Here is an 18284-nt window from a genome sequence, read left to right as displayed (position 1 = left end):
AGCCGCCCGAGGGACGCTCGTCACGACGGTCACGGTTGAACGCCGGGCGGTCGTTGTCACGACGCTCGAAGGAACGGCCACCACGGTCGTCACGACGCTCGCCGCCACCGGAGCGGAAGCCGCCCGAGGGACGCTCGTCACGACGGTCACGGTTGAACGCCGGGCGGTCGTTGTCACGACGCTCGAAGGAACGGCCACCACGGTCGTCACGACGGTCACCGCCACCGGAGCGGAAACCGCCCGAGGGACGCTCGTCACGACGGTCGTTGCTCCCGCGGAACGACGGGCGGTCGCTGCTGCCGCGGTAGCCGTTCCCACCGGTGGGACGGCCACTGCGCTCGCCGACGCGGTCGTTGCCGCCGCGGTATCCACCGCGGTCGCCGCCCCGGTCGTCACGACGGCCGTAGCTGCCCCGGTCGTCACGACGGTCCTCACGGGCAGCCGGCTGCTCCGGCACGGACGCGGCGGCCACCAGAGCGGCCTCGGCCTCGGCGGCCACCTCGGCCACCGCCGCCTCCGGGTCGTCGCCCCGCTCGCGGGCGGCACGGGCGACCAGACGGTCGGCCTCCTCGCGCAGCTCGACGGCACGGCGCTGGACGCGCTCCAGCTGCTTGGTGAGATCGGCGGCCTCGCGCTCGGCCTGCTTGGCCGCGTTGTTCGCGGAGTCGGCCTGGACCTCGGTCAGCGAACGGGCGCCGGTGATCTCGGCGACCTCCGGCTCGAAGACACCCGCGCCCTGGACGAGGTGGCGCGAGGCGTCGACGCCCGCGTCCTCCATGAGGCGGAAGATCTGACGGCGCTGGTGCGGCAGCGCCAGCGAGACGACGACACCGGACTTGCCGGCGCGGGCGGTACGGCCCGAGCGGTGCAGGTAGTCCTTGTGGTCGCCGGCCGGGTCCACGTTGAGGACCAGGTCGATTCCGTCGACGTGGATACCGCGGGCGGCGACGTCGGTGGCGACGAGCGCGTTGACGAAGCCCTTCTTGAAGTCCTCCAGCACGCGGGTACGGGCACCCTGCGTCATGCCGCCGTGCAGCGCGTCCGCCTTCACGCCGGACTCGATGAGCTGCTCGGCGATGCGGTCGGCACCCAGCTGGGTGCGGACGAAGATGATCGTGCGGCCCTTACGGGCGGCGATCGCGGCCGTGACCGGCGCCTTGTCCTTCGGCTTCACGACGAGGACGTGGTGCGACATGGTCGAGACGTTGCCCTGGGCGCTGTCGACCTCGTGGGTGACCGGGTTGCTCAGGTAACGCTTGACGAGCGTGCCGATCTCGTTCTCCATCGTGGCGGAGAAGAGCATGCGCTGGCCGCCACCGGGGATCTGGTCGAGCAGCTCGGTGACCTCGGGCAGGAAGCCCAGGTCCGACATCTGGTCGGCCTCGTCGAGGACCGCGACCTGGACGTTCTCCAGGGAGCAGGCGCCACGGTTGATGATGTCGCGCAGCCGGCCCGGGGTGGCGACGAGGACGTCGACACCGCGCTCCAGCGCGTAGATCTGGTTGCTCATCGACGTACCGCCGCAGACGACCTTCATCTTCAGGCCGAGCACGTCGCCGTAGGGCTGCAGGGCATCCGCGACCTGCATCGCGAGCTCACGGGTCGGCGTGAGGATGATCGCGCGGGGCTTCTTCTTGTCGGTGTGGCCGCCGGCCAGCGAGGCCAGGGTCGGCAGACCGAAGGAGAGCGTCTTGCCGGAGCCGGTACGGCCGCGGCCCAGGATGTCCTTGCCGGCCAGGGCGTCCGGGATGGTCGCGGCCTGGATCGGGAAGGGGGCGGTCACACCGTTCTGCGCGAGCTTGCGGACGATGCCCTCGGGCAGTCCGAGCGAAGCGAACGTGACGGTCGGCTCGGCGTCGGCGGCGTCCTCGACGTCGTCCGCGGCCTCGCCGGAGATCTCGGCGGCCTCGTCGGCGACGGGGGCCTCGGCGGTGTCGACGGAGGCCTCGGGAGCGGCGGCCACTACGGCCTCGGCGATCTCCACGATCTCGTTGTTCTCGACGTTCTCGGACATGACGGTGTTGTCAGAACTGGAAATTGACATGCGAAATGCGAAACCTTCCGGAGTCTCGGCACGCGCCCGTAACTCCGTGATTCGCAATTTCGACCGCCTCAATGCGGTCCAGCCACGGCAAGGGAGAGTACGCGCCACACGGCGCTCTTCTGTGTCGGCGCCGGGCAATGGGATCAAACGATCTACTACCATACGCACTCACCCCCCCTTTCGGCAAACCGCCCCCTCCCCAACCCCTCTCACACCGGCGCGACCTGCGGTGATGCCTCCGGAGTCGGCCACAGCTCCACCCGCTCCGGCGGCCCCATCGCATCGGTCCGGGACTGCGCGGCGGGCGAGGCGGAGGGCTGCTCCGGCGGCGGCGAGGGCTCCGGGTCGGGAGAGGGCGGGGGCGGCTCCGGAGTGACCGGCGAAGGCGGCGGCTCCGCGGGTACCGGAGGGCTGGGCTCGGGGGTGGGCAGGTGGCCGCCCAGGGTCGGCTCCGGGGTGGCGGGACCGGGTACCGGCCGGGGGACCCCCGGGGCGGCGGACGGGGCTCTCCCGGAGCGGCTCGGATCCGGAGTGCGGGGGCGGTCCCCGTCGGACTGCGCCTCGGCACGGCCGCCGCCGCCGAAGCCGGACCGCCCCGTACCGGGCACGGTCTCGCCGTCCGGTCCGGCCGATGCCCCCTTCCGGCCGGCCGGACGCGGCGGGGCCGGTTTCCCGGCGTCGTCGCCGACGCTCATGCAGCCTGTGGACGCGGCGATCGTCAGCGCGGTGACGGCTGCCCAGCGGACGCGGGCGGACAAATGGCGCACGGGATGGCACCTCCGGGGGGGTGGGGAGTCGGCGGAGCCGAGGAAGTGTGGTGTTCAACTCCCCTGCCCCCGCCGGGGACACGCCCGGACACAACACCCGCACACGGCCCCGGACCCCCGCGGTCATCCCCCCGGGCCGCCGGCGCTCCCGAAGCCTCCGGCCAGTTCCACTCCCAGGAACACCGCCCCGAGCCCCACCAGCAGGGACGCCAGCACCGTGGCCGCCGCCAGGAAGCCGCGGCCCGTCTCGGCGAGGCGCAGCGTCTCGTACGAGAACGTCGAGTACGTCGTCAGCGCCCCGCACAGCCCCGTACCCAGCAGGGCGTACGTGTGTGCGGACACCGCGGCCCCGGTCAGCACCCCGAGCAGCAGACTGCCCGCCGCGTTGACGGTGAAGGTCCCCCACGGGAACACGTACGGCAGCCCCGCCCCGTGCCGCGCCTGCACCGCACGGTCCGTCAGGTAGCGCAGCGGCGCGCCGACGGCGCCCCCGATCACGACCAGCAGCCAGTTCACCCGGCCCGCCCCCGCCGGTCCCGGTCCACCACCGCCCGCGTGAGCACGGCCGCCCCCCACACCGCGCCGAGCGCCGCCACGACCGTCGCCCACGCGTACGCCATCGCCACCAGCACCTCCTGACGCTCCAGCAGCTCCGACACGTCCGCGGCGTACGTCGAGAACGTGGTGAACCCGCCGAGCACACCGACGCCCAGGAACGGCCGCAGCAGCGGATGCGTCACCACACCCCGTTCCGCGACCAGCACCATCAGCACCCCGATCAGGGCGCAGCCCGTCACGTTCACCACGAAGACCGCCCAGGGGAACGCCCCCTCGGCGGCCGGCCAGGCCAGGGAGGCCGCGTAGCGAGCCGAGGCCCCCAGGGCACCGCCCGCCGCGATCACGGACAGGACCCGCCACCGGCCGGCTCCCGCGGTCTCGGCGCGCTGCGCCGGTACGGAGAGATCGACGTCCGGGTCGATGGACACCCGGCCGGGCGGCGGCTCCTGGGTGCTCACCCGTACCCCAGTTCGTGCAGCCGCTCGTCGTCGATGCCGAAGTGGTGGGCGATCTCGTGGACCACGGTGATCTCCGTCTCGGCGACCACGTCCTCCCGGGTCTCGCACATCCGCAGCGTCGGCCCCCGGTAGATGGTGATCCGGTCCGGCAGCACCCCCGCGTACCACTCGCCGCGCTCCGTGAGCGGCGTGCCCTCGTAGAGGCCGAGCAGCTCCCGGTCCTCCGGATCCTCGGGCTCGTCCTCGACGAACACCGCGACGTTGTCCATCAGCCGCATCAGCTCAGGCGGGACCCGGTCGAGGGCCACGCTCACCAGCTCTTCGAACTCCTCGCGCGTCATCTCCAGCACCCGGCCATTGTCACGTACCTCCGGCCGGAACGGGCGGGGCCGTACCGGCCGGCCGCCACCCGCCCGGACCACAGCTGCCGCGGGGTCCGCATGTACGCCGCCCGGCCGGGGCATACGCGCCCAATGGTCCGCGATCCGTTCAGCGCCGCAGTCCGCCGTGCCCGCCGCCACTACCGCTCCCGCACCACCACGCCCGTCAGCACGCTCGCCGCGGCCCCGCACCCGTACACACGGGTCCTCGGCCTGCTCACGGTCGTCGTGCTCGGGGCCTGGCTGGGGCTGCTGATCGTCGGCAGCGTGCGCACGCCGGTGGGGCCCATGGACACGACCATGACCCTGCGGCCCTCGCTCAGCGGCGGCACGAAGATCAACGTGTCACCGCTCGGCGCGCTGGAACTGGACTCGCACGTCGCCCCGGTCCGCCTCGACGTCGACGTGGACCAGCTGGACCCGGAACGCTCCCAAGCCCTGGTCAAGCACCCCGAGCGGCTCTCCGGCCTCCAGGACGAGGTCACCGGGGACGTCGCCGCCGGCACCCGGGAGCTGGCCGTCCGCTCCTGCGTGGCCGTGGTCTCCGGAGCCACCGCCCTCGGCCTCGCCGTCTACCGCCGCCCGCGCCGCGCACTGGCCGCCGGGGGGCTCGCCCTGGCACTGCTGGCCGCGTCCGGCATCAGCGCGTACGCCACCTGGAACCCGAAGTCCGTCCTGGAACCGAAATTCTCGGGGCTGCTCTCCAGTGCTCCGTCGGTCGTCGGCGACGCCCGCTCGATCGTCACCGAGTTCGACGTCTACCAGCAGGAGCTGGCCCGCCTCGTCACCAACGTCACCAAGCTGTACGACGCCACGTCCACGCTCCCCGTGTACCGGCCGGACCCGGCGACCATCCGGGTGCTGCACGTCTCGGACATCCACCTCAACCCCGCCGCCTGGCACATCATCGGCTCGCTCGTCGAGCAGTACGAGATCGACGTGGTCATCGACTCCGGCGACACCATGGACCACGGCACGGCCGCCGAGAACGGTTTCCTCGACCCGGCCGGCGGCCTCGGGGCGCCCTACGTGTGGGTCCGGGGCAACCATGACTCCAAGGTCACCCAGGCCTATCTGAAGGACCTGAAGAACGTGCACGTCCTCGACGGGGGCAGCGCCGTGGACGTCGCCGGGGTCCGGATCGCCGGCACCGGCGACCCGCAGTTCACCCCGGACCGCTCGCGCCCCACCGGTGGCAGGGCCTCCGAGGAACTGGCGGGCATGCGGCTCGCCTCCGCGCTCCGCGACCAGCGGCGGGCCGGCACCCCCGTGGACATCGCGGTGGCCCACGACCCGAACGCCGCGCGGCAGACGGACGGAACCGTTCCGCTCGTGCTGGCCGGCCATGTGCACCACCGCGTGAACGAACTGCTGCCGCTGGGCACCCGGCTGAAGGTCGAGGGCTCCACGGGCGGCGGCGGGCTGCGCGCCGTGCAGAACGAGAAGCCCGAGAAGGTGCGCGCCTCGGTGCTCTACCTGGACCGTGCCACCCGCCGGCTGCAGGCCTGGGACGAGATCACCCTGGGCGGCCTGGGCCTGACGACGGCGGAGGTCGGCCGCCATCTGCCGGAGGAGAACCTGGCCACTGGGTCCCCCTCGCCGTCCGCCTCCACGACCTCCCCGTAAACCGTTTTGGCGATACCCCTCCGCATCCCATATGCTTCTGACGTCCCCGACGCGCTGGAAAGCGCGCAGGTGGGCCCTTAGCCCTCATCGTCTAGTGGCCCAGGACGCCGCCCTTTCAAGGCGGTAGCACGGGTTCGAATCCCGTTGGGGGCACGCTTTACCGTGTGCGAGACTCGTCTCGCACATTGCTTGGTCCTGTGGAGCAGTTTGGAGTGCTCGCCACCCTGTCAAGGTGGAGGCCGCGGGTTCAAATCCCGTCAGGACCGCTGCAGCCCGTATGAGCTGCGTGGCTGGGTAGCTCAGTTGGTACGAGCGATCGCCTGAAAAGCGATAGGTCGCCGGTTCGATCCCGGCCCCAGCCACCACCCGAAGGCCCCGTCCGGTGGACGGGGCCTTCGCCGTTGTCAGGCCACTTCCTCTTCCTTCCGTCCGGTACGCCGCCGCCACGCCCGCACCCCGAGGATCAGCAGCACCACCGACACCACGGTCCCCAGCGCCAGGGCGTCGGGGACGTTCCGGCCGATGCCCTGGGCCCACTGCTCGACGGCGAACGCGGCGTCGGCGTCCAGCAGCCCGGGCAGCGCGGTCGTCCCGTCGTACCTGAGGAAGAGCACCCCGAGTCCGATGAAGAAGAGACCGGAGAGCAGCGACGTGGTGTGCAGCTCGAAGCGGCCGGCGCGCAGGGTCCGGCCGCGCAGCCAGGCCCGCCGTCCGAGGTCGAAGCGTTCCCAGAGCAGCGCGAGCACGAACAGCGGAACGGCCATGCCCAGCGCGTAGACGGCGAGCAGCAGTCCGCCGTAGGCAGGGCTTCCGCTGACGGCCGCCACCGTGAGGACGCTGCCCAGGATCGGACCCGCGCAGAAGCCGGCCAGCCCGTAGACCGCGCCCAGGGCGTAGACGGAGAGGGCGGTGGTGGGACGGATCCGGCCGCTGAGGGCGGCGATCCTGCGGGAGGCGAAGCCCAGGCCCACGATCTGGGCGAGGCCGAGCCCGATGATCAGCCAGCCCGCACCGAGGACGAGCGCGTCGCGGTGCCCGTAGAAGAGCCGTCCGGCGTACGAACCCGCGGCGCCGAGCGGGACGAGGGTGGTGGCGAGTCCGGCGTAGAAGATGCCGGTGCGGGCCAGGAGACGCGAGACGGAGTCGAGGGAGTACGCGAAGAAGGCCGGGAGCAGCAGGGCGCTGCACGGGCTGACCAGGGCGAGCAGCCCGCCGAGCAGGGCAGCGAAGTATCCGATGTCCTGGGTCACTTGGCGGGGTCCCCGGCGCTGCCCACGTTCGCGGCCTCCGCCGCGGCGGCTTCGATGGCCCGGGTGAAGACGGCCGTCGGCTGCGCTCCGGCGATGGGGCGGCCGTTGACGAGGAACGACGGGGTGGACGTGGCGCCGATGCCGTACGCCTGCTCCTGGTCCTTGCCGACCGCTTCCGCGGCCGCCGGGCTGTCCGCGTCGCGTGCGAAGCGGTCGAGGTCCTTGACGCCGGCCTGCCGGGCGAGGTCCCTGAGCCGGTCCTCACCGAAGCCCTTCTCCTTGGCCCCCTCGGCGTAGGCGGCCCGGTGGAAGGCCCAGAAGCGGTCCTGCCGGCCGGCCGCCCAGGAGGCGCGGGCGGCGGCCTCGGACTCCTTGCCGAAGATCGGGAAGTTGCGCCATTCGATGCGCAGGGTGCCGTCCTCGACGTACTTCTCGACCAGCTCGGGTTCGGTCTCCCGGGCGAACGTGCCGCAGTAGCCGCACGCGAAGTCGGCGTACTCGATGAGGACGACGGGGGCGTCGGCGCGGCCCTGGGCGAGCTTGTCGCCGGCGTCGCGCCGGGCGAGCTTCGCCAGCTCCTCGTACATGTCGGCGTCCGGTTCGGCGCTCGTTCCGGCGACGGGGGTGCCGGAGGCGGAACCGTCGGGGGCGGTGGCCCGGTAGGAGACGAAGCCGAGCAGGCCTGCGGCGAGGACGACGACGGCGCCGAAGGCGAGCGGCTTCCTGGATGACGGGCGGGTGGGCGTGGGCATGCGGCACTCCGTGCTGGTGCGTGCGGGGTCTGCGGGAAGGAATGAGCGGGGGAGGCCGGGCCGCCTACACCCTCAGCACGGAGAGCTCGACGGGTGTGGGTGTGGCGGGCCGGGGTCCGCGTACGGCGGGCCGTACCGCCGGCGGGGCCGGGCCCCGTCCGGTGGCGGCGGGCAGGCCCGCTGCGGCGAGGCCGGGCGCCGGGTCGTAGGCGGCGCGGGTCGGGGCCGGGAGGGCGGGGCCGGTGCCGTCGTGCTCCCTGTCCCGGTCGCAGCCCGGTGTGCCCGTGTCCCCGGCGGCGGCCACGACGGGGCCGGGCGCCGTGACGGCCGCGGTCGCCCCGGGTACGCAGAACAGCCCCAGGACGACGGCGAGCACTGCTGCCAGGCAGCACCACTGCGTACGGGACACGGGACCGCCTTGAGGGAGGCACGGATGATCAGTTGCCCGGAATGGTACGTGCTGTGATCCCTCGCGCCCGCTCGGTCGCCGGGGTCGCGGCGAGGGGGCGCGACCCGGCCCGTGCGGGTCACGTGACGGAGTCCGCGTGAAATGGTTCGCCACTCCTCCCGCCCGGGTGAGATCCTGGGGTCCGTATGTCTACTTCCTTCGCCGATCTCCAGTCCCAGCTCGGGCAGCTCTCGCTCCGCGACGCGAACCGGCTCGGCCGTCGTCTCGAGGGTGCCCGCCGCATCCGCAAGCCCGAGGCCCGGCAGTCCGTGCTGGACGAGATCGCCGCCGAGGCCGGGAAGGCAGCCGAACGGCTCGCAGCACGCGCCGCGCGGATGCCCGCCCTGTCGTACCCGGAACAGCTTCCGGTCAGCCAGAAGAAGGACGAGATCCTGGAGGCGATACGCGACCACCAGGTCGTGATCGTCGCGGGTGAGACCGGCTCCGGCAAGACCACGCAGATTCCCAAGATCTGCATGGAGCTGGGGCGCGGCGTCCGGGGCATGATCGGGCACACCCAGCCCCGCCGGATCGCGGCCCGTACGGTCGCCGAGCGGGTCGCCGACGAGCTGAAGACCCCGCTCGGCGAGGCCGTCGGCTGGAAGGTGCGCTTCACCGACCAGGTGAACCCGGACGCGACCTTCGTGAAGCTGATGACGGACGGCATCCTGCTGGCCGAGATCCAGACGGACCGCGAGCTCCTCGCGTACGACACGATCATCATCGACGAGGCCCACGAGCGGTCCCTGAACATCGACTTCCTGCTGGGCTACCTGGCCCGGCTGCTGCCGAAGCGCCCCGACCTGAAGGTCGTCATCACCTCGGCGACCATCGACCCGGAGCGCTTCGCCCAGCACTTCGGCGAAGCACCGATCGTGGAGGTCAGCGGGCGTACGTATCCGGTCGAGGTGCGCTACCGGCCGCTCCTGGAGGAGGCCGGGGAGGACTCCGACCGCGACCAGATCACCGCGATCTGCGACGCCGTCGACGAGCTCCACTCGGAGGGGCCCGGCGACGTCCTGGTCTTCCTCTCCGGGGAGCGGGAGATCCGCGACACCGCGGACGCGCTGAACAAGAGGAATCTCAGACACACGGAGGTGCTCCCCCTCTACGCGCGCCTCTCGCACGCCGAGCAGCACCGGGTGTTCCAGCGCCACACGGGGCGCAGGATCGTTCTGGCGACGAACGTCGCCGAGACGTCGCTGACCGTCCCGGGCATCAAGTACGTGATCGACCCGGGCAACGCCCGCATCTCCCGCTACAGCCACCGCACCAAGGTCCAGCGGCTGCCGATCGAACGGATCTCGCAGGCCAGCGCCAACCAGCGCAAGGGCCGCTGCGGCCGTACGTCGGACGGCATCTGCATCCGGCTGTACTCCGAGGACGACTTCGTCACCCGTCCGGAGTTCACCGACCCCGAGATCCTGCGCACCAACCTCGCCTCCGTCATCCTCCAGATGACCGCGGCGGGCCTAGGCGAGATCGAGAAGTTCCCCTTCATCGACCCGCCGGACCACCGCAACATCCGCGACGGCATCCAGCTGCTCCAGGAGCTCGGCGCGCTCGATCCGCAGGAGAAGGACCCGAAGAAGAGGCTGACCCCGCTGGGCCGCAAGCTCTCGCAGCTGCCCGTGGACCCGCGCCTGGCCCGCATGGTCATCGAGGCCGACAGGAACGGCTGTGCCCGCGAGGTCATGGTCATCGCCGCGGCGCTCTCCATCCAGGACCCGCGCGAGCGGCCCTCGGAGAAACAGACGCAGGCCGACCAGCAGCACGCCCGCTTCAAGGACGAGACGTCCGACTTCCTGGCGTACCTGAACCTGTGGCGTTACGTCCGGGAGCAGCAGAAGGAGCGGGGCTCCTCCAGCTTCCGCCGCATGTGCAAGCAGGAGTACCTGAACTTCCTGCGCATCCGTGAGTGGCAGGACATCTACGCGCAGTTGCGCACGGTCGCCAAGCAGATGGGCATCGCCGTCGAGGAGCCCAAGGCCGACGAGGGCGTGCCCGAGCAGGCGGTGCACACCTCGCTGCTGGCCGGGCTGCTTTCGCACATCGGGCTGAAGGACACCGAGAAGAACGAGTACCTGGGCGCCCGCAGTGCCAAGTTCGCGATCTTCCCCGGGTCCGCGCTGTTCAAGAAGCAGCCGCGCTTCGTGATGTCGGCCGAACTGGTCGAGACGTCCCGGCTCTGGGCACGGGTCAACGCCAAGGTGGAGCCGGAGTGGATCGAACCGCTCGCCCAGCACCTGCTGAAGCGCACGTACAGCGAGCCGCACTGGGAGAAGGACCAGGCGGCGGTGATGGCGTACGAGCGGGTCACGCTCTACGGGGTGCCGATCGTCGCCCAGCGCAAGATCAATTTCGGCCGTATCGACCAGGAGGCGTCCCGCGATCTGTTCATCCGGAACGCCCTGGTCGAGGGCGACTGGCGGACGCATCACCAGTTCTTCCATGACAATCGCAAACTGCTCGGCGAGGTCGAGGAGTTGGAGCACCGTGCCCGGCGCCGCGACATCCTCGTGGACGACGAGACGCTCTTCGATTTCTACGATCAGAGGATCCCGGAGCACATCGTCTCGGGGGCGCACTTCGACTCCTGGTGGAAGCACAAGCGCCGTGACGAGCCGGACGCGCTCGACTTCGAGCGCTCGATGCTCATCAACGAGAAGGCGTCCGCCGTCACCAAGGACGACTATCCGGACTCCTGGCGCCAGGGGAAGCTCAAGTTCCGGGTGACCTACCAGTTCGAGCCCGGCGCCGACGCGGACGGTGTGACGGTCCACATCCCGCTCCAGGTACTCAACCAGGTCACCTCCGAGGGCTTCGACTGGCAGATCCCGGGCCTGCGCGAGGAGGTGGTCACCGAGCTGATCCGCTCGCTGCCCAAGCCGATCCGCCGGCACTACGTCCCGGCCCCGAACTACGCGACGAAGTTCCTGGACCGGGCCGTCCCGCTCCAGGAGCCCCTGCCCCTCACGCTCGCCCGCGAGCTGCAGCGGATGGTCGGTGTCCCGGTCACGGCCGACGACTTCGACCCGTCCCGGATCCCGGACCACCTGAAGATCACCTTCCGGATCACCGACGAGCGGCGCCGCAAGGTCGCCGAGGCGAAGGACCTGGAGGCGCTGAGGATCCAGCTGCGCCCCAAGGCCCGTCAGGCCCTCTCCAAGGCCGCCGCGGCCACCGCGGGGCCCTCGGGCGAGTCCATCGAGCGTTCGGGCCTCACCGACTGGACCATCGGCACCCTGGACCGTGTCTTCGAGACCCGTCGCGCGGGCCAGCCGGTGAAGGCGTATCCGGCCCTCGTCGACCAGGGCGCGACCGTCGCCGTACGGCTCTTCGACACCGAGGCCGAACAGCAGCAGGCGATGTGGCGCGGCACGCGGAAGCTGATCCTGCTGAACATCCCGGTGAACCCCGCGAAGTTCGCCTCGGACACGCTCACCAACCAGCAGAAGCTGGCCCTGTCCCGGAATCCGCACGGCTCGGTCCAGGCACTCTTCGACGACTGCGCGACGGCGGCGGCAGACCGGCTGATCGCCGCGCACGGCGGCCCGGCCTGGGACGAGGCGTCCTTCCGGAAGCTGTACGACAAGGTGCGGGCGGACCTCGTGGACCTCACCGTCCGCACGATCGGGCAGGTGCAGCAGATCCTGGCGGCCTGGCAGGCCTGCGAGCGCCGGCTGAAGTCCACGAACAGCCTGGTCCTGATCAACAACGTCACGGACGTACGGGACCACCTCGCCCGCCTCGTACCGGCGGGGTTCGTCACCATGACCGGGCTGCGCAGGCTGCCCGACCTGATGCGCTATCTGGTCGCCGAGGACCGCCGGCTGCAGCAGATGCCGACGAACGTCCAGCGCGACACCACGCGCATGGAGAAGGTCCACGAGATGCAGGACGAGTACGCCTGGCTGCTGGAGCAGCTGCCGCAGGGGCGTCCCGTTCCGCAGGAGGTCCTGGACATCCGCTGGATGATCGAGGAGCTGCGGGTGAGCTACTTCGCGCACGCGCTGGGCACCGCTCAGCCCGTCTCGGACAAGCGGATCGTGAAGGCGATCGACGCGGCGGCGCCGTGATCCGGCCCGCCCCGGGGCCGTGACGGCCCCGCCACCGTGGGTGAGTTCGACCTGGCCCGCGGACCTCCTGTAGAGTCTGTCTTCGCAGCCGGACGAAAGAACGGCAGCGAATTCTGGTCCTGTGGAGCAGTTTGGAGTGCTCGCCACCCTGTCAAGGTGGAGGCCGCGGGTTCAAATCCCGTCAGGACCGCATTGGACGAAAGCCCGGATCCCCTGGATCCGGGCTTTCGCGTGTCTTGACGGCGGCATCCGCCGCGGGTAACCCGTAGGACAGAGGCCGCTCTTGTTCCTCGACGCGGGGCGGCCGGGTCCACCGGGAGGCCGCACGTATGTCTGCGTCCACGGCACGGCACGAAACCGGCGCGCTGCTGCGCGCCCACCTGGCGGCAGCGTCCGGCTACCGCCACCTCACCCACCACTGTCCGATCTGTTATCGCCTGCTGCGGCTCGCGATGGAGCCCCTGACGGCCCCACAGTCGCCGCACACCGCCCAGCGCCCCCGCGACAGCCCTGAATCGCCACACGCCCCGGAGGGGCCCGCCGGCGCCCGCGACGGGGGCGCCGGGGCGCCACCCGCTCCTCCCGGTGCCACGGCGACGGACGAGGAGCCCCGCGAGGACGGAAGTCCCGCCGCGACATGACCATCCGCCGCGGTCATCCGCCTCCCCGTGGTGGCAGGCTCGAAGGCGGACGAGACATGCGGGTGTGACCGGAGTCACCACACCAGTTTTGCGCACAGGGGACCTTACGCACTCCCTACAACTGGCGAATTTAATATGTGCAATTGCACTCCCCCGAAGGCACATCCCGGACCGTTCCGCCCGAGCCGCCCCACGACGTCCGGGACCCATACGAACAGTCCCGAACAACCCTGCTCACACCCGCGCGTGGTCCCTCGGTAAACCGACCCGTCGGCCTGTTCGGAGCCGGCGGACGGGCCCCCAGGGGCGCTTCGGGCACAAAAAGATCGCGCTGGACTCGGCGGAGTCCAGCGCGATCGAACGACGCACCCTGTCTTTACACAGGTATGACGCCCGTTGGGGCAGGCGTCCGTCGTGTGGAGCTATGAGCGGGCACTTGGGGCTGGGGGACCCTTGGGTAGCCCTGTTACGGCTGCGGCGACAGGGGTGTGTCAGGCCTCGCTGCGCTGCTGCGGAATACCCGCAAGCAGTGCGCGGACCTCTGCCTCGCGGTACCGGCGGTGTCCACCGAGCGTGCGGATGGACGTGAGCTTGCCAGCCTTGGCCCACCGCGTGACCGTCTTCGGGTCCACGCGGAACATCGTGGCAACCTCAGCCGGGGTCAGCAGCGGCTCGGCATCAGGGGTGCGAGCGGTCATGAGCGGCCTCCTCGGGAGAACCGAACCATCTCGGTTCTTTCCTCTAAATTCTGCACCTTGACCCACGTTGCCCGAAATGGCAGACGCAGGCCGAGTCGGTTATAGGACGAACGGCTTGTCCTCGGCACTACAACTACACCATCCGTCCAGCCTCGTCGGCCAAACCGATGGAATTGCCCTCCCAGGTGTTCATCAGCGACGGAAGCCGATGGACCATGCCATAGCGGACAGTCACGCCCCAGTAACGATCAGTCACAGGAGCACTCAGGAGTCGTCAGAGGTCGTCAGACCCCCCATAGCGTGCAATGCTGAGCAATCCGCCCATAATTGGGCGGACGGAGTCCTCCCCGGACTCCTTGTCCTATTTTGGCATGAGGAGTAGGGAAGGGCGCAAGAGCCCCGTTAGTGCTGTCCGTCACGCTTGAGGCAAAGGCCCGGTTCAGGACGTAGGTCCTACGGCTTGCGGTGCAACCTCCGCCTCGCCTGTCACACGCATCACACAGGACACGGGTTCACGGCCCGTCAGTTCCCCTCGGCGCCCGCCTGTTCCCCTCGGTGCATCCCGTTCACCTCCGTCCGGCGTCCGCGGCGCCCACCGATGCCGGACACCTCACGGGATGTCTCTTCCCTGCCGATCACGGGTCTATGCGGCGGTACGTGTCATTTCACACAGCTTTCGGACTAGTTGGCAGACTGCCTGTCCCGTACCGCCCGCCACCGCTCCGCAAGACGCGCGTACGCGACCCCCGCAGCGTCGCCGTCCCCGGCCCGCAACGCCGCGATGCCCTCGGCCACGTCCGCCGCCGACCGGTCCGCGGCGAGCAGCTCCCCTGGCAGGGCGTGCACCAGGCCGCCGTAGTCCAGTTCCACCAGGGCGCGTGGATGGAATTCCTCCAGCCAGCGCCCCACGTCCACCAGCCCCTCGGTCAGCGGCCCCTCGTCGACCGTCTCCCGCAGCGTCCTGAGCGCCCTCGCCAGCCGGCGGCGCGCCTGCACCATCGGCGTCCGGTAGCGCAGCAGGGGCCGGTGCCCCTCGGTGCCCACCGCGACGTACTCGCGCTCCTCGTCGTCGAACAGGACGAACCAGCGGACCGGGACGTGCCACACCGTGGTGCGGATCCAGGGCCGGGCGTCCGGGTTCCGCTCCGCCCACCGCTCGTGGTCCGCGACCGCCTGCCCCCGCACCACCGGAGGGAGAACCGCGTCCAGCACATTGGCCGGAAACAGCCCCCCAAGTTCCTCCAGCGCCAGCCAGCCGCGCATCCGGGTCCGCCACGGACAGACGCACACCACACCGTCGACCTCCGCGACGAAGGCGTCCGCGCTCTCGTGCACGGGCACGGGCACCGGCGGGGTGGGCACCAGGTCCGCCAGCGAACGGCGCAGTTCGTCCTGTGCCGTGGGGAGCTCGGAGCGCTGGGCGTAGCGCGCCCAGTGGCTGCGTTCGGGCTCCCCGAAGGCGGCGAGTGGCTCGTACACCCGCAGGTAGGACGTGTATGGGACGAGCACGGAAGACACCACCGACATGCGGCAGATCGTGTCACGCCCGTACTCCGCCAGGGGGTGATCCTCGGCACTGGAACAGATCTGCGTGGCCCGAGGACTTACGCTCTTGCCCAGTCGGACCGGCCGTGCCGGTCGGTCCGGGACCCTCCCCACCTTCAGGAGGGTCTCCCCGCCGCTTCGTACTTGGGAGTCACCACAGTGACCGATGTGACCGGCGTGCCTGGCGATGTACTGCACACCCTGTTCCACTCGGATCAGGGGGGTCACGAGCAAGTCGTGATCTGCCAGGACCGTGCCAGCGGCCTCAAGGCCGTCATCGCCCTCCACTCCACCGCCCTGGGCCCGGCCCTCGGCGGCACCCGCTTCTATCCGTACGCCTCCGAGGCGGAGGCCGTCGCGGACGCGCTGAACCTGTCGCGCGGCATGTCGTACAAGAACGCCATGGCCGGCCTCGACCACGGCGGTGGCAAGGCCGTCATCATCGGCGACCCGGACACCGTCAAGTCCGAGGAACTGCTCCTGGCCTACGGTCGGTTCGTGGCCTCGCTGGGCGGGCGCTACGTGACCGCCTGCGACGTCGGCACGTACGTCGCCGACATGGACGTCGTCGCCCGGGAATGCCGCTGGACCACCGGCCGCTCCCCGGAGAACGGCGGCGCCGGCGATTCCTCCGTCCTCACCGCGTTCGGTGTCTTCCAGGGCATGCGGGCCTCCGCCCAGCACCTGTGGGGCGACCCGACGCTGCGGGGCCGCAAGGTCGGTGTCGCGGGTGTCGGCAAGGTGGGCCGCCACCTGGTCGAGCATCTGCTCAGCGACGGCGCGGAGGTCGTCGTGACGGACGTGCGCGAGGAGTCCGTACGCCGGATCACCGATCTGCACCCCGAGGTCGCCGTCGCCGTGGACACGGACGCGCTGATCCGCACGGAGGGCCTCGACATCTACGCCCCGTGCGCACTCGGCGGAGCGCTGAACGACGAGACGGTCGCGGTGCTCACCGCGAAGGTGGTGTGCGGCGCGGCCAACAACCAGCTCGCGCACCCCGGCGTCGAGAAGGACCTTGCCGACCGCGTGGTTCTGTACGCACCGGACTACGTGGTGAACGCCGGTGGCGTGATCCAGGTCGCCGATGAGCTCCACGGTTTCGACTTCGACCGGTGCAAGGCGAAGGCGGCCAAGATCTTCGACACCACGCTGGCCATATTCGCACGTGCGAATGCCGACGGGATTCCGCCGGCCGCGGCGGCCGACCGGATCGCCGAACAGCGGATGGCCGAAGCCCGGCGTCGCTGACACGTCACCGCAGGGTCGGCGGTGCGTCACCGGACTGTGCAGCAGCCCGGCGGCGGACCGCCGCGCGGCACGCGCCGGTCCGGGGAGACAAGACTCACTCCGGTCGGCGGGTCGGCGGTCCGGAAGAGGGTAAAATCGCGGTTGACCAGCGAGGACGGGCTCCTCTGCGGTCCTGCGCGGAGGCACGTGATGCGGGCGGCGTACCGTATGGCCGAGGAAGCAGGTACCGTTAAAGCCACGGGCGCGGTCTCTCAGCCGAGAGTCCGTCCTGAAACATGAACGCGTGTCAAGACTCTGGGGCCGTCGAGCCCCGTCACCGAGGGGGTCGAGCCATGGGGCGCGGCCGGGCAAAGGCCAAGCAGACAAAGGTCGCCCGCCAGCTGAAGTACAGCAGCGGCGGGACTGACCTGTCGCGTCTGGCCAATGAGCTGGGCGCATCGCCTTCGAGTCAGCCACCGAACGCAGAGCCGTTCGAGGACGACGACGAGGAAGATGACCCGTACGCACAGTACGCGGATCTGTACAACGACGATGAGGACGCGGACGAGGACGACCAGTCCGGTCCGTCGTCACAGCGCCGCGGCGCTTGACCTCGCGCTGACACATCAACCCGGTCCGGGCCTGCCCGGACCGGGTTCTGTGCTGTCCCGGTACTGATGGTGCGAGGGCCCTGCCCGCCGTCGGTCCGGTGGGCGCCGGACCGACGGTTCGGGGCGGTTCTACCGTGCGTAGCTGCCGGTCAGTGCGGCACCCGTGGGGTGTGCGCCGCGCTCGGTGATCTCCCCGGCGACCCAGGAGTCCACGCCCCGGTCGGCCAGCGTCGTCAGGGCCGCGTCCACCGAGTCGGCAGGAACGATCGCGATCATGCCGACACCCATGTTGAGCGTCTTCTCCAGCTCCAGCTGTTCGACCTGTCCGGCCTTGCCGACGAGGTCGAACACGGCGCCGGGCGTCCAGGTGGAGCGGTCGACCGTGGCGTGCAGCGCGTCCGGGACGACCCGGGCCAGGTTGTTGGCCAGGCCACCGCCGGTGACATGGCTGAAGCCGTGCACCTCGGTCGTACGGGTCAGCGCCAGGCAGTCCAGGGAGTAGATCCTGGTGGGCTCCAGGAGCTCCTCGCCGAGCGTCCTGCCGAACTCCTCGACCTCGCGGTCCAGAGCCCAGCCGGCCCGGTCGAAGACCACGTGGCGCACGAGCGAGTACCCGTTGGAGTGAAGACCGGACGAGGCCATCGCGATGACGGCGTCACCCTTGCGGATGAGCTCGGGGCCCAGCAGCCGGTCGGCCTCGACCACGCCCGTACCCGCACCCGCGACGTCGAAGTCGTCGGGGCCCAGCAGGCCCGGGTGCTCGGCGGTCTCCCCGCCGATCAGGGCGCAGCCGGCGAGGACACAGCCCTCGGCGATGCCCTTCACGATGGACGCGACACGCTCGGGATGCACCTTGCCGACACAGATGTAGTCGGTCATGAAGAGCGGTTCGGCACCGCAGACGACCAGGTCGTCGACGACCATGCCGACGAGGTCGTGGCCGATGGTGTCGTACACGCCCATCTGCCGGGCCAGATCGACCTTCGTGCCGACACCGTCGGTGGCGGAGGCGAGCAGCGGGCGCTCGTAACGCTTGAGTGCCGAGGCGTCGAAGAGGCCGGCGAATCCGCCGAGGCCGCCCAGGACCTCGGGGCGCTTCGTCTTCTTCACCCACTCCTTCATCAGCTGGACGGCGCGGTCACCGGCTTCGATGTCGACGCCCGCCGCCGCGTAGGAAGCACCTGTTGTCTCAGACAT

The 18284-nt window shown here is 70.7% G+C and carries 16 protein-coding genes and 4 tRNA genes; 9 read left to right on the top strand and 11 right to left on the bottom strand.

Translation table 11 applies throughout. The features are described from left to right. The 5 genes from AB0F38_RS28280 to AB0F38_RS28260 form a co-directional block, all read right to left on the bottom strand. On the bottom strand, positions 1 to 2014 hold a 2014-nt coding region (locus tag AB0F38_RS28280; RefSeq protein ID WP_361899175.1), incomplete at its 3' end, for a DEAD/DEAH box helicase. Between the two features lie 239 nt (positions 2015 to 2253). Then, entirely contained in the window at positions 2254 to 2811 is a 558-nt protein-coding gene (locus tag AB0F38_RS28275; protein WP_361899172.1) for a hypothetical protein, read from the bottom strand. A gap of 123 nt (positions 2812 to 2934) precedes the next feature. Then, positions 2935 to 3327 (bottom strand): CrcB family protein, encoded by a 393-nt coding sequence (locus AB0F38_RS28270; protein WP_361899169.1) that lies wholly within the window; start codon positions 3325 to 3327, stop codon positions 2935 to 2937. After that, the gene (locus tag AB0F38_RS28265; protein WP_361899166.1) at positions 3324 to 3827 is read right to left on the bottom strand and encodes a CrcB family protein; all 504 of its coding nucleotides are present in this window, start codon (positions 3825 to 3827) and stop codon (positions 3324 to 3326) included. The genes AB0F38_RS28270 and AB0F38_RS28265 overlap by 4 nt, the downstream gene beginning before the upstream one ends. Continuing rightward, complete coding sequence (locus AB0F38_RS28260) at positions 3824 to 4177, bottom strand: metallopeptidase family protein (RefSeq protein ID WP_056793008.1); 354 nt, start codon at positions 4175 to 4177, stop codon at positions 3824 to 3826. Before AB0F38_RS28260 ends, AB0F38_RS28265 begins: the two co-directional genes overlap by 4 nt. Positions 4178 to 4300: 123 nt before the next feature. Between AB0F38_RS28260 and AB0F38_RS28255 the strand changes: the two genes are divergently transcribed. From AB0F38_RS28255 to AB0F38_RS28240, 4 genes are all read left to right on the top strand, one after another. After that, positions 4301 to 5833 (top strand): metallophosphoesterase, encoded by a 1533-nt coding sequence (locus AB0F38_RS28255; RefSeq protein WP_361899163.1) that lies wholly within the window; start codon positions 4301 to 4303, stop codon positions 5831 to 5833. 80 nt (positions 5834 to 5913) lie between these two features. Continuing rightward, positions 5914 to 5986 (top strand) — tRNA-Glu (locus AB0F38_RS28250). A 38-nt stretch (positions 5987 to 6024) separates the two neighbouring features. Next, a tRNA-Asp gene (locus AB0F38_RS28245) sits at positions 6025 to 6099 on the top strand. 22 nt (positions 6100 to 6121) lie between these two features. Continuing rightward, positions 6122 to 6198 (top strand) — tRNA-Phe (locus AB0F38_RS28240). A 39-nt stretch (positions 6199 to 6237) separates the two neighbouring features. On the opposite strand, the gene AB0F38_RS28235 is transcribed toward AB0F38_RS28240, so the two are convergent. The 3 genes from AB0F38_RS28235 to AB0F38_RS28225 form a co-directional block, all read right to left on the bottom strand. Beyond that, complete coding sequence (locus AB0F38_RS28235) at positions 6238 to 7083, bottom strand: cytochrome c biogenesis CcdA family protein (protein ID WP_361899161.1); 846 nt, start codon at positions 7081 to 7083, stop codon at positions 6238 to 6240. After that, on the bottom strand, positions 7080 to 7835 hold the full coding sequence (locus AB0F38_RS28230; protein ID WP_361899160.1) for a DsbA family protein: 756 nt from the start codon (positions 7833 to 7835) through the stop codon (positions 7080 to 7082). Before AB0F38_RS28230 ends, AB0F38_RS28235 begins: the two co-directional genes overlap by 4 nt. Before the next feature lie 64 nt (positions 7836 to 7899). Further along, positions 7900 to 8244: a hypothetical protein gene (locus AB0F38_RS28225; protein WP_361899158.1), complete on the bottom strand. Its 345-nt coding sequence runs from the start codon at positions 8242 to 8244 to the stop codon at positions 7900 to 7902. 185 nt (positions 8245 to 8429) lie between these two features. Here AB0F38_RS28225 and hrpA point away from each other — a divergent pair, with 185 nt between their 5' ends. The 3 genes from hrpA to AB0F38_RS28210 all read left to right on the top strand — a co-directional run bounded on the left by hrpA (position 8430) and on the right by AB0F38_RS28210 (position 13003). Further along, complete coding sequence (gene hrpA, locus AB0F38_RS28220) at positions 8430 to 12362, top strand: ATP-dependent RNA helicase HrpA (protein ID WP_361899155.1); 3933 nt, start codon at positions 8430 to 8432, stop codon at positions 12360 to 12362. Positions 12363 to 12477: 115 nt separating this feature from the next. Then, a tRNA-Asp gene (locus AB0F38_RS28215) sits at positions 12478 to 12552 on the top strand. A gap of 139 nt (positions 12553 to 12691) precedes the next feature. Then, complete coding sequence (locus AB0F38_RS28210; RefSeq protein ID WP_361899152.1) at positions 12692 to 13003, top strand: DUF6274 family protein; 312 nt, start codon at positions 12692 to 12694, stop codon at positions 13001 to 13003. Between the two features lie 491 nt (positions 13004 to 13494). Here AB0F38_RS28210 and bldC read toward each other — a convergent pair whose 3' ends face one another. Together bldC and AB0F38_RS28200 are read right to left on the bottom strand one after the other, a co-directional pair. Beyond that, positions 13495 to 13701, bottom strand: a complete 207-nt coding sequence (gene bldC / locus AB0F38_RS28205) for a developmental transcriptional regulator BldC (RefSeq protein ID WP_003949541.1) — start codon at positions 13699 to 13701, stop codon at positions 13495 to 13497. A gap of 681 nt (positions 13702 to 14382) precedes the next feature. Further along, positions 14383 to 15228, bottom strand: coding sequence for a hypothetical protein (locus AB0F38_RS28200; protein WP_361899149.1), 846 nt, complete (start codon positions 15226 to 15228; stop codon positions 14383 to 14385). Positions 15229 to 15405: 177 nt separating this feature from the next. Here AB0F38_RS28200 and AB0F38_RS28195 point away from each other — a divergent pair, with 177 nt between their 5' ends. Together AB0F38_RS28195 and AB0F38_RS28190 are read left to right on the top strand one after the other, a co-directional pair. After that, positions 15406 to 16497 (top strand): Glu/Leu/Phe/Val dehydrogenase dimerization domain-containing protein, encoded by a 1092-nt coding sequence (locus tag AB0F38_RS28195; protein ID WP_361899146.1) that lies wholly within the window; start codon positions 15406 to 15408, stop codon positions 16495 to 16497. A 332-nt stretch (positions 16498 to 16829) separates the two neighbouring features. Beyond that, the gene (locus AB0F38_RS28190) at positions 16830 to 17087 is read left to right on the top strand and encodes a DUF3073 domain-containing protein (RefSeq protein ID WP_014155056.1); all 258 of its coding nucleotides are present in this window, start codon (positions 16830 to 16832) and stop codon (positions 17085 to 17087) included. A 129-nt stretch (positions 17088 to 17216) separates the two neighbouring features. Here the strand turns inward: AB0F38_RS28190 and purM are convergent, their stop codons facing one another. Beyond that, the gene (gene purM, locus AB0F38_RS28185; protein ID WP_361899143.1) at positions 17217 to 18284 is read right to left on the bottom strand and encodes a phosphoribosylformylglycinamidine cyclo-ligase; all 1068 of its coding nucleotides are present in this window, start codon (positions 18282 to 18284) and stop codon (positions 17217 to 17219) included.

The sequence above is a fragment of the Streptomyces sp. NPDC025273 genome, from assembly GCF_040638585.1.
Classification (GTDB): Bacteria; Actinomycetota; Actinomycetes; order Streptomycetales; family Streptomycetaceae; genus Streptomyces; species Streptomyces cinereorectus.
This window is presented reverse-complemented; position numbering and strand designations above follow the sequence as displayed.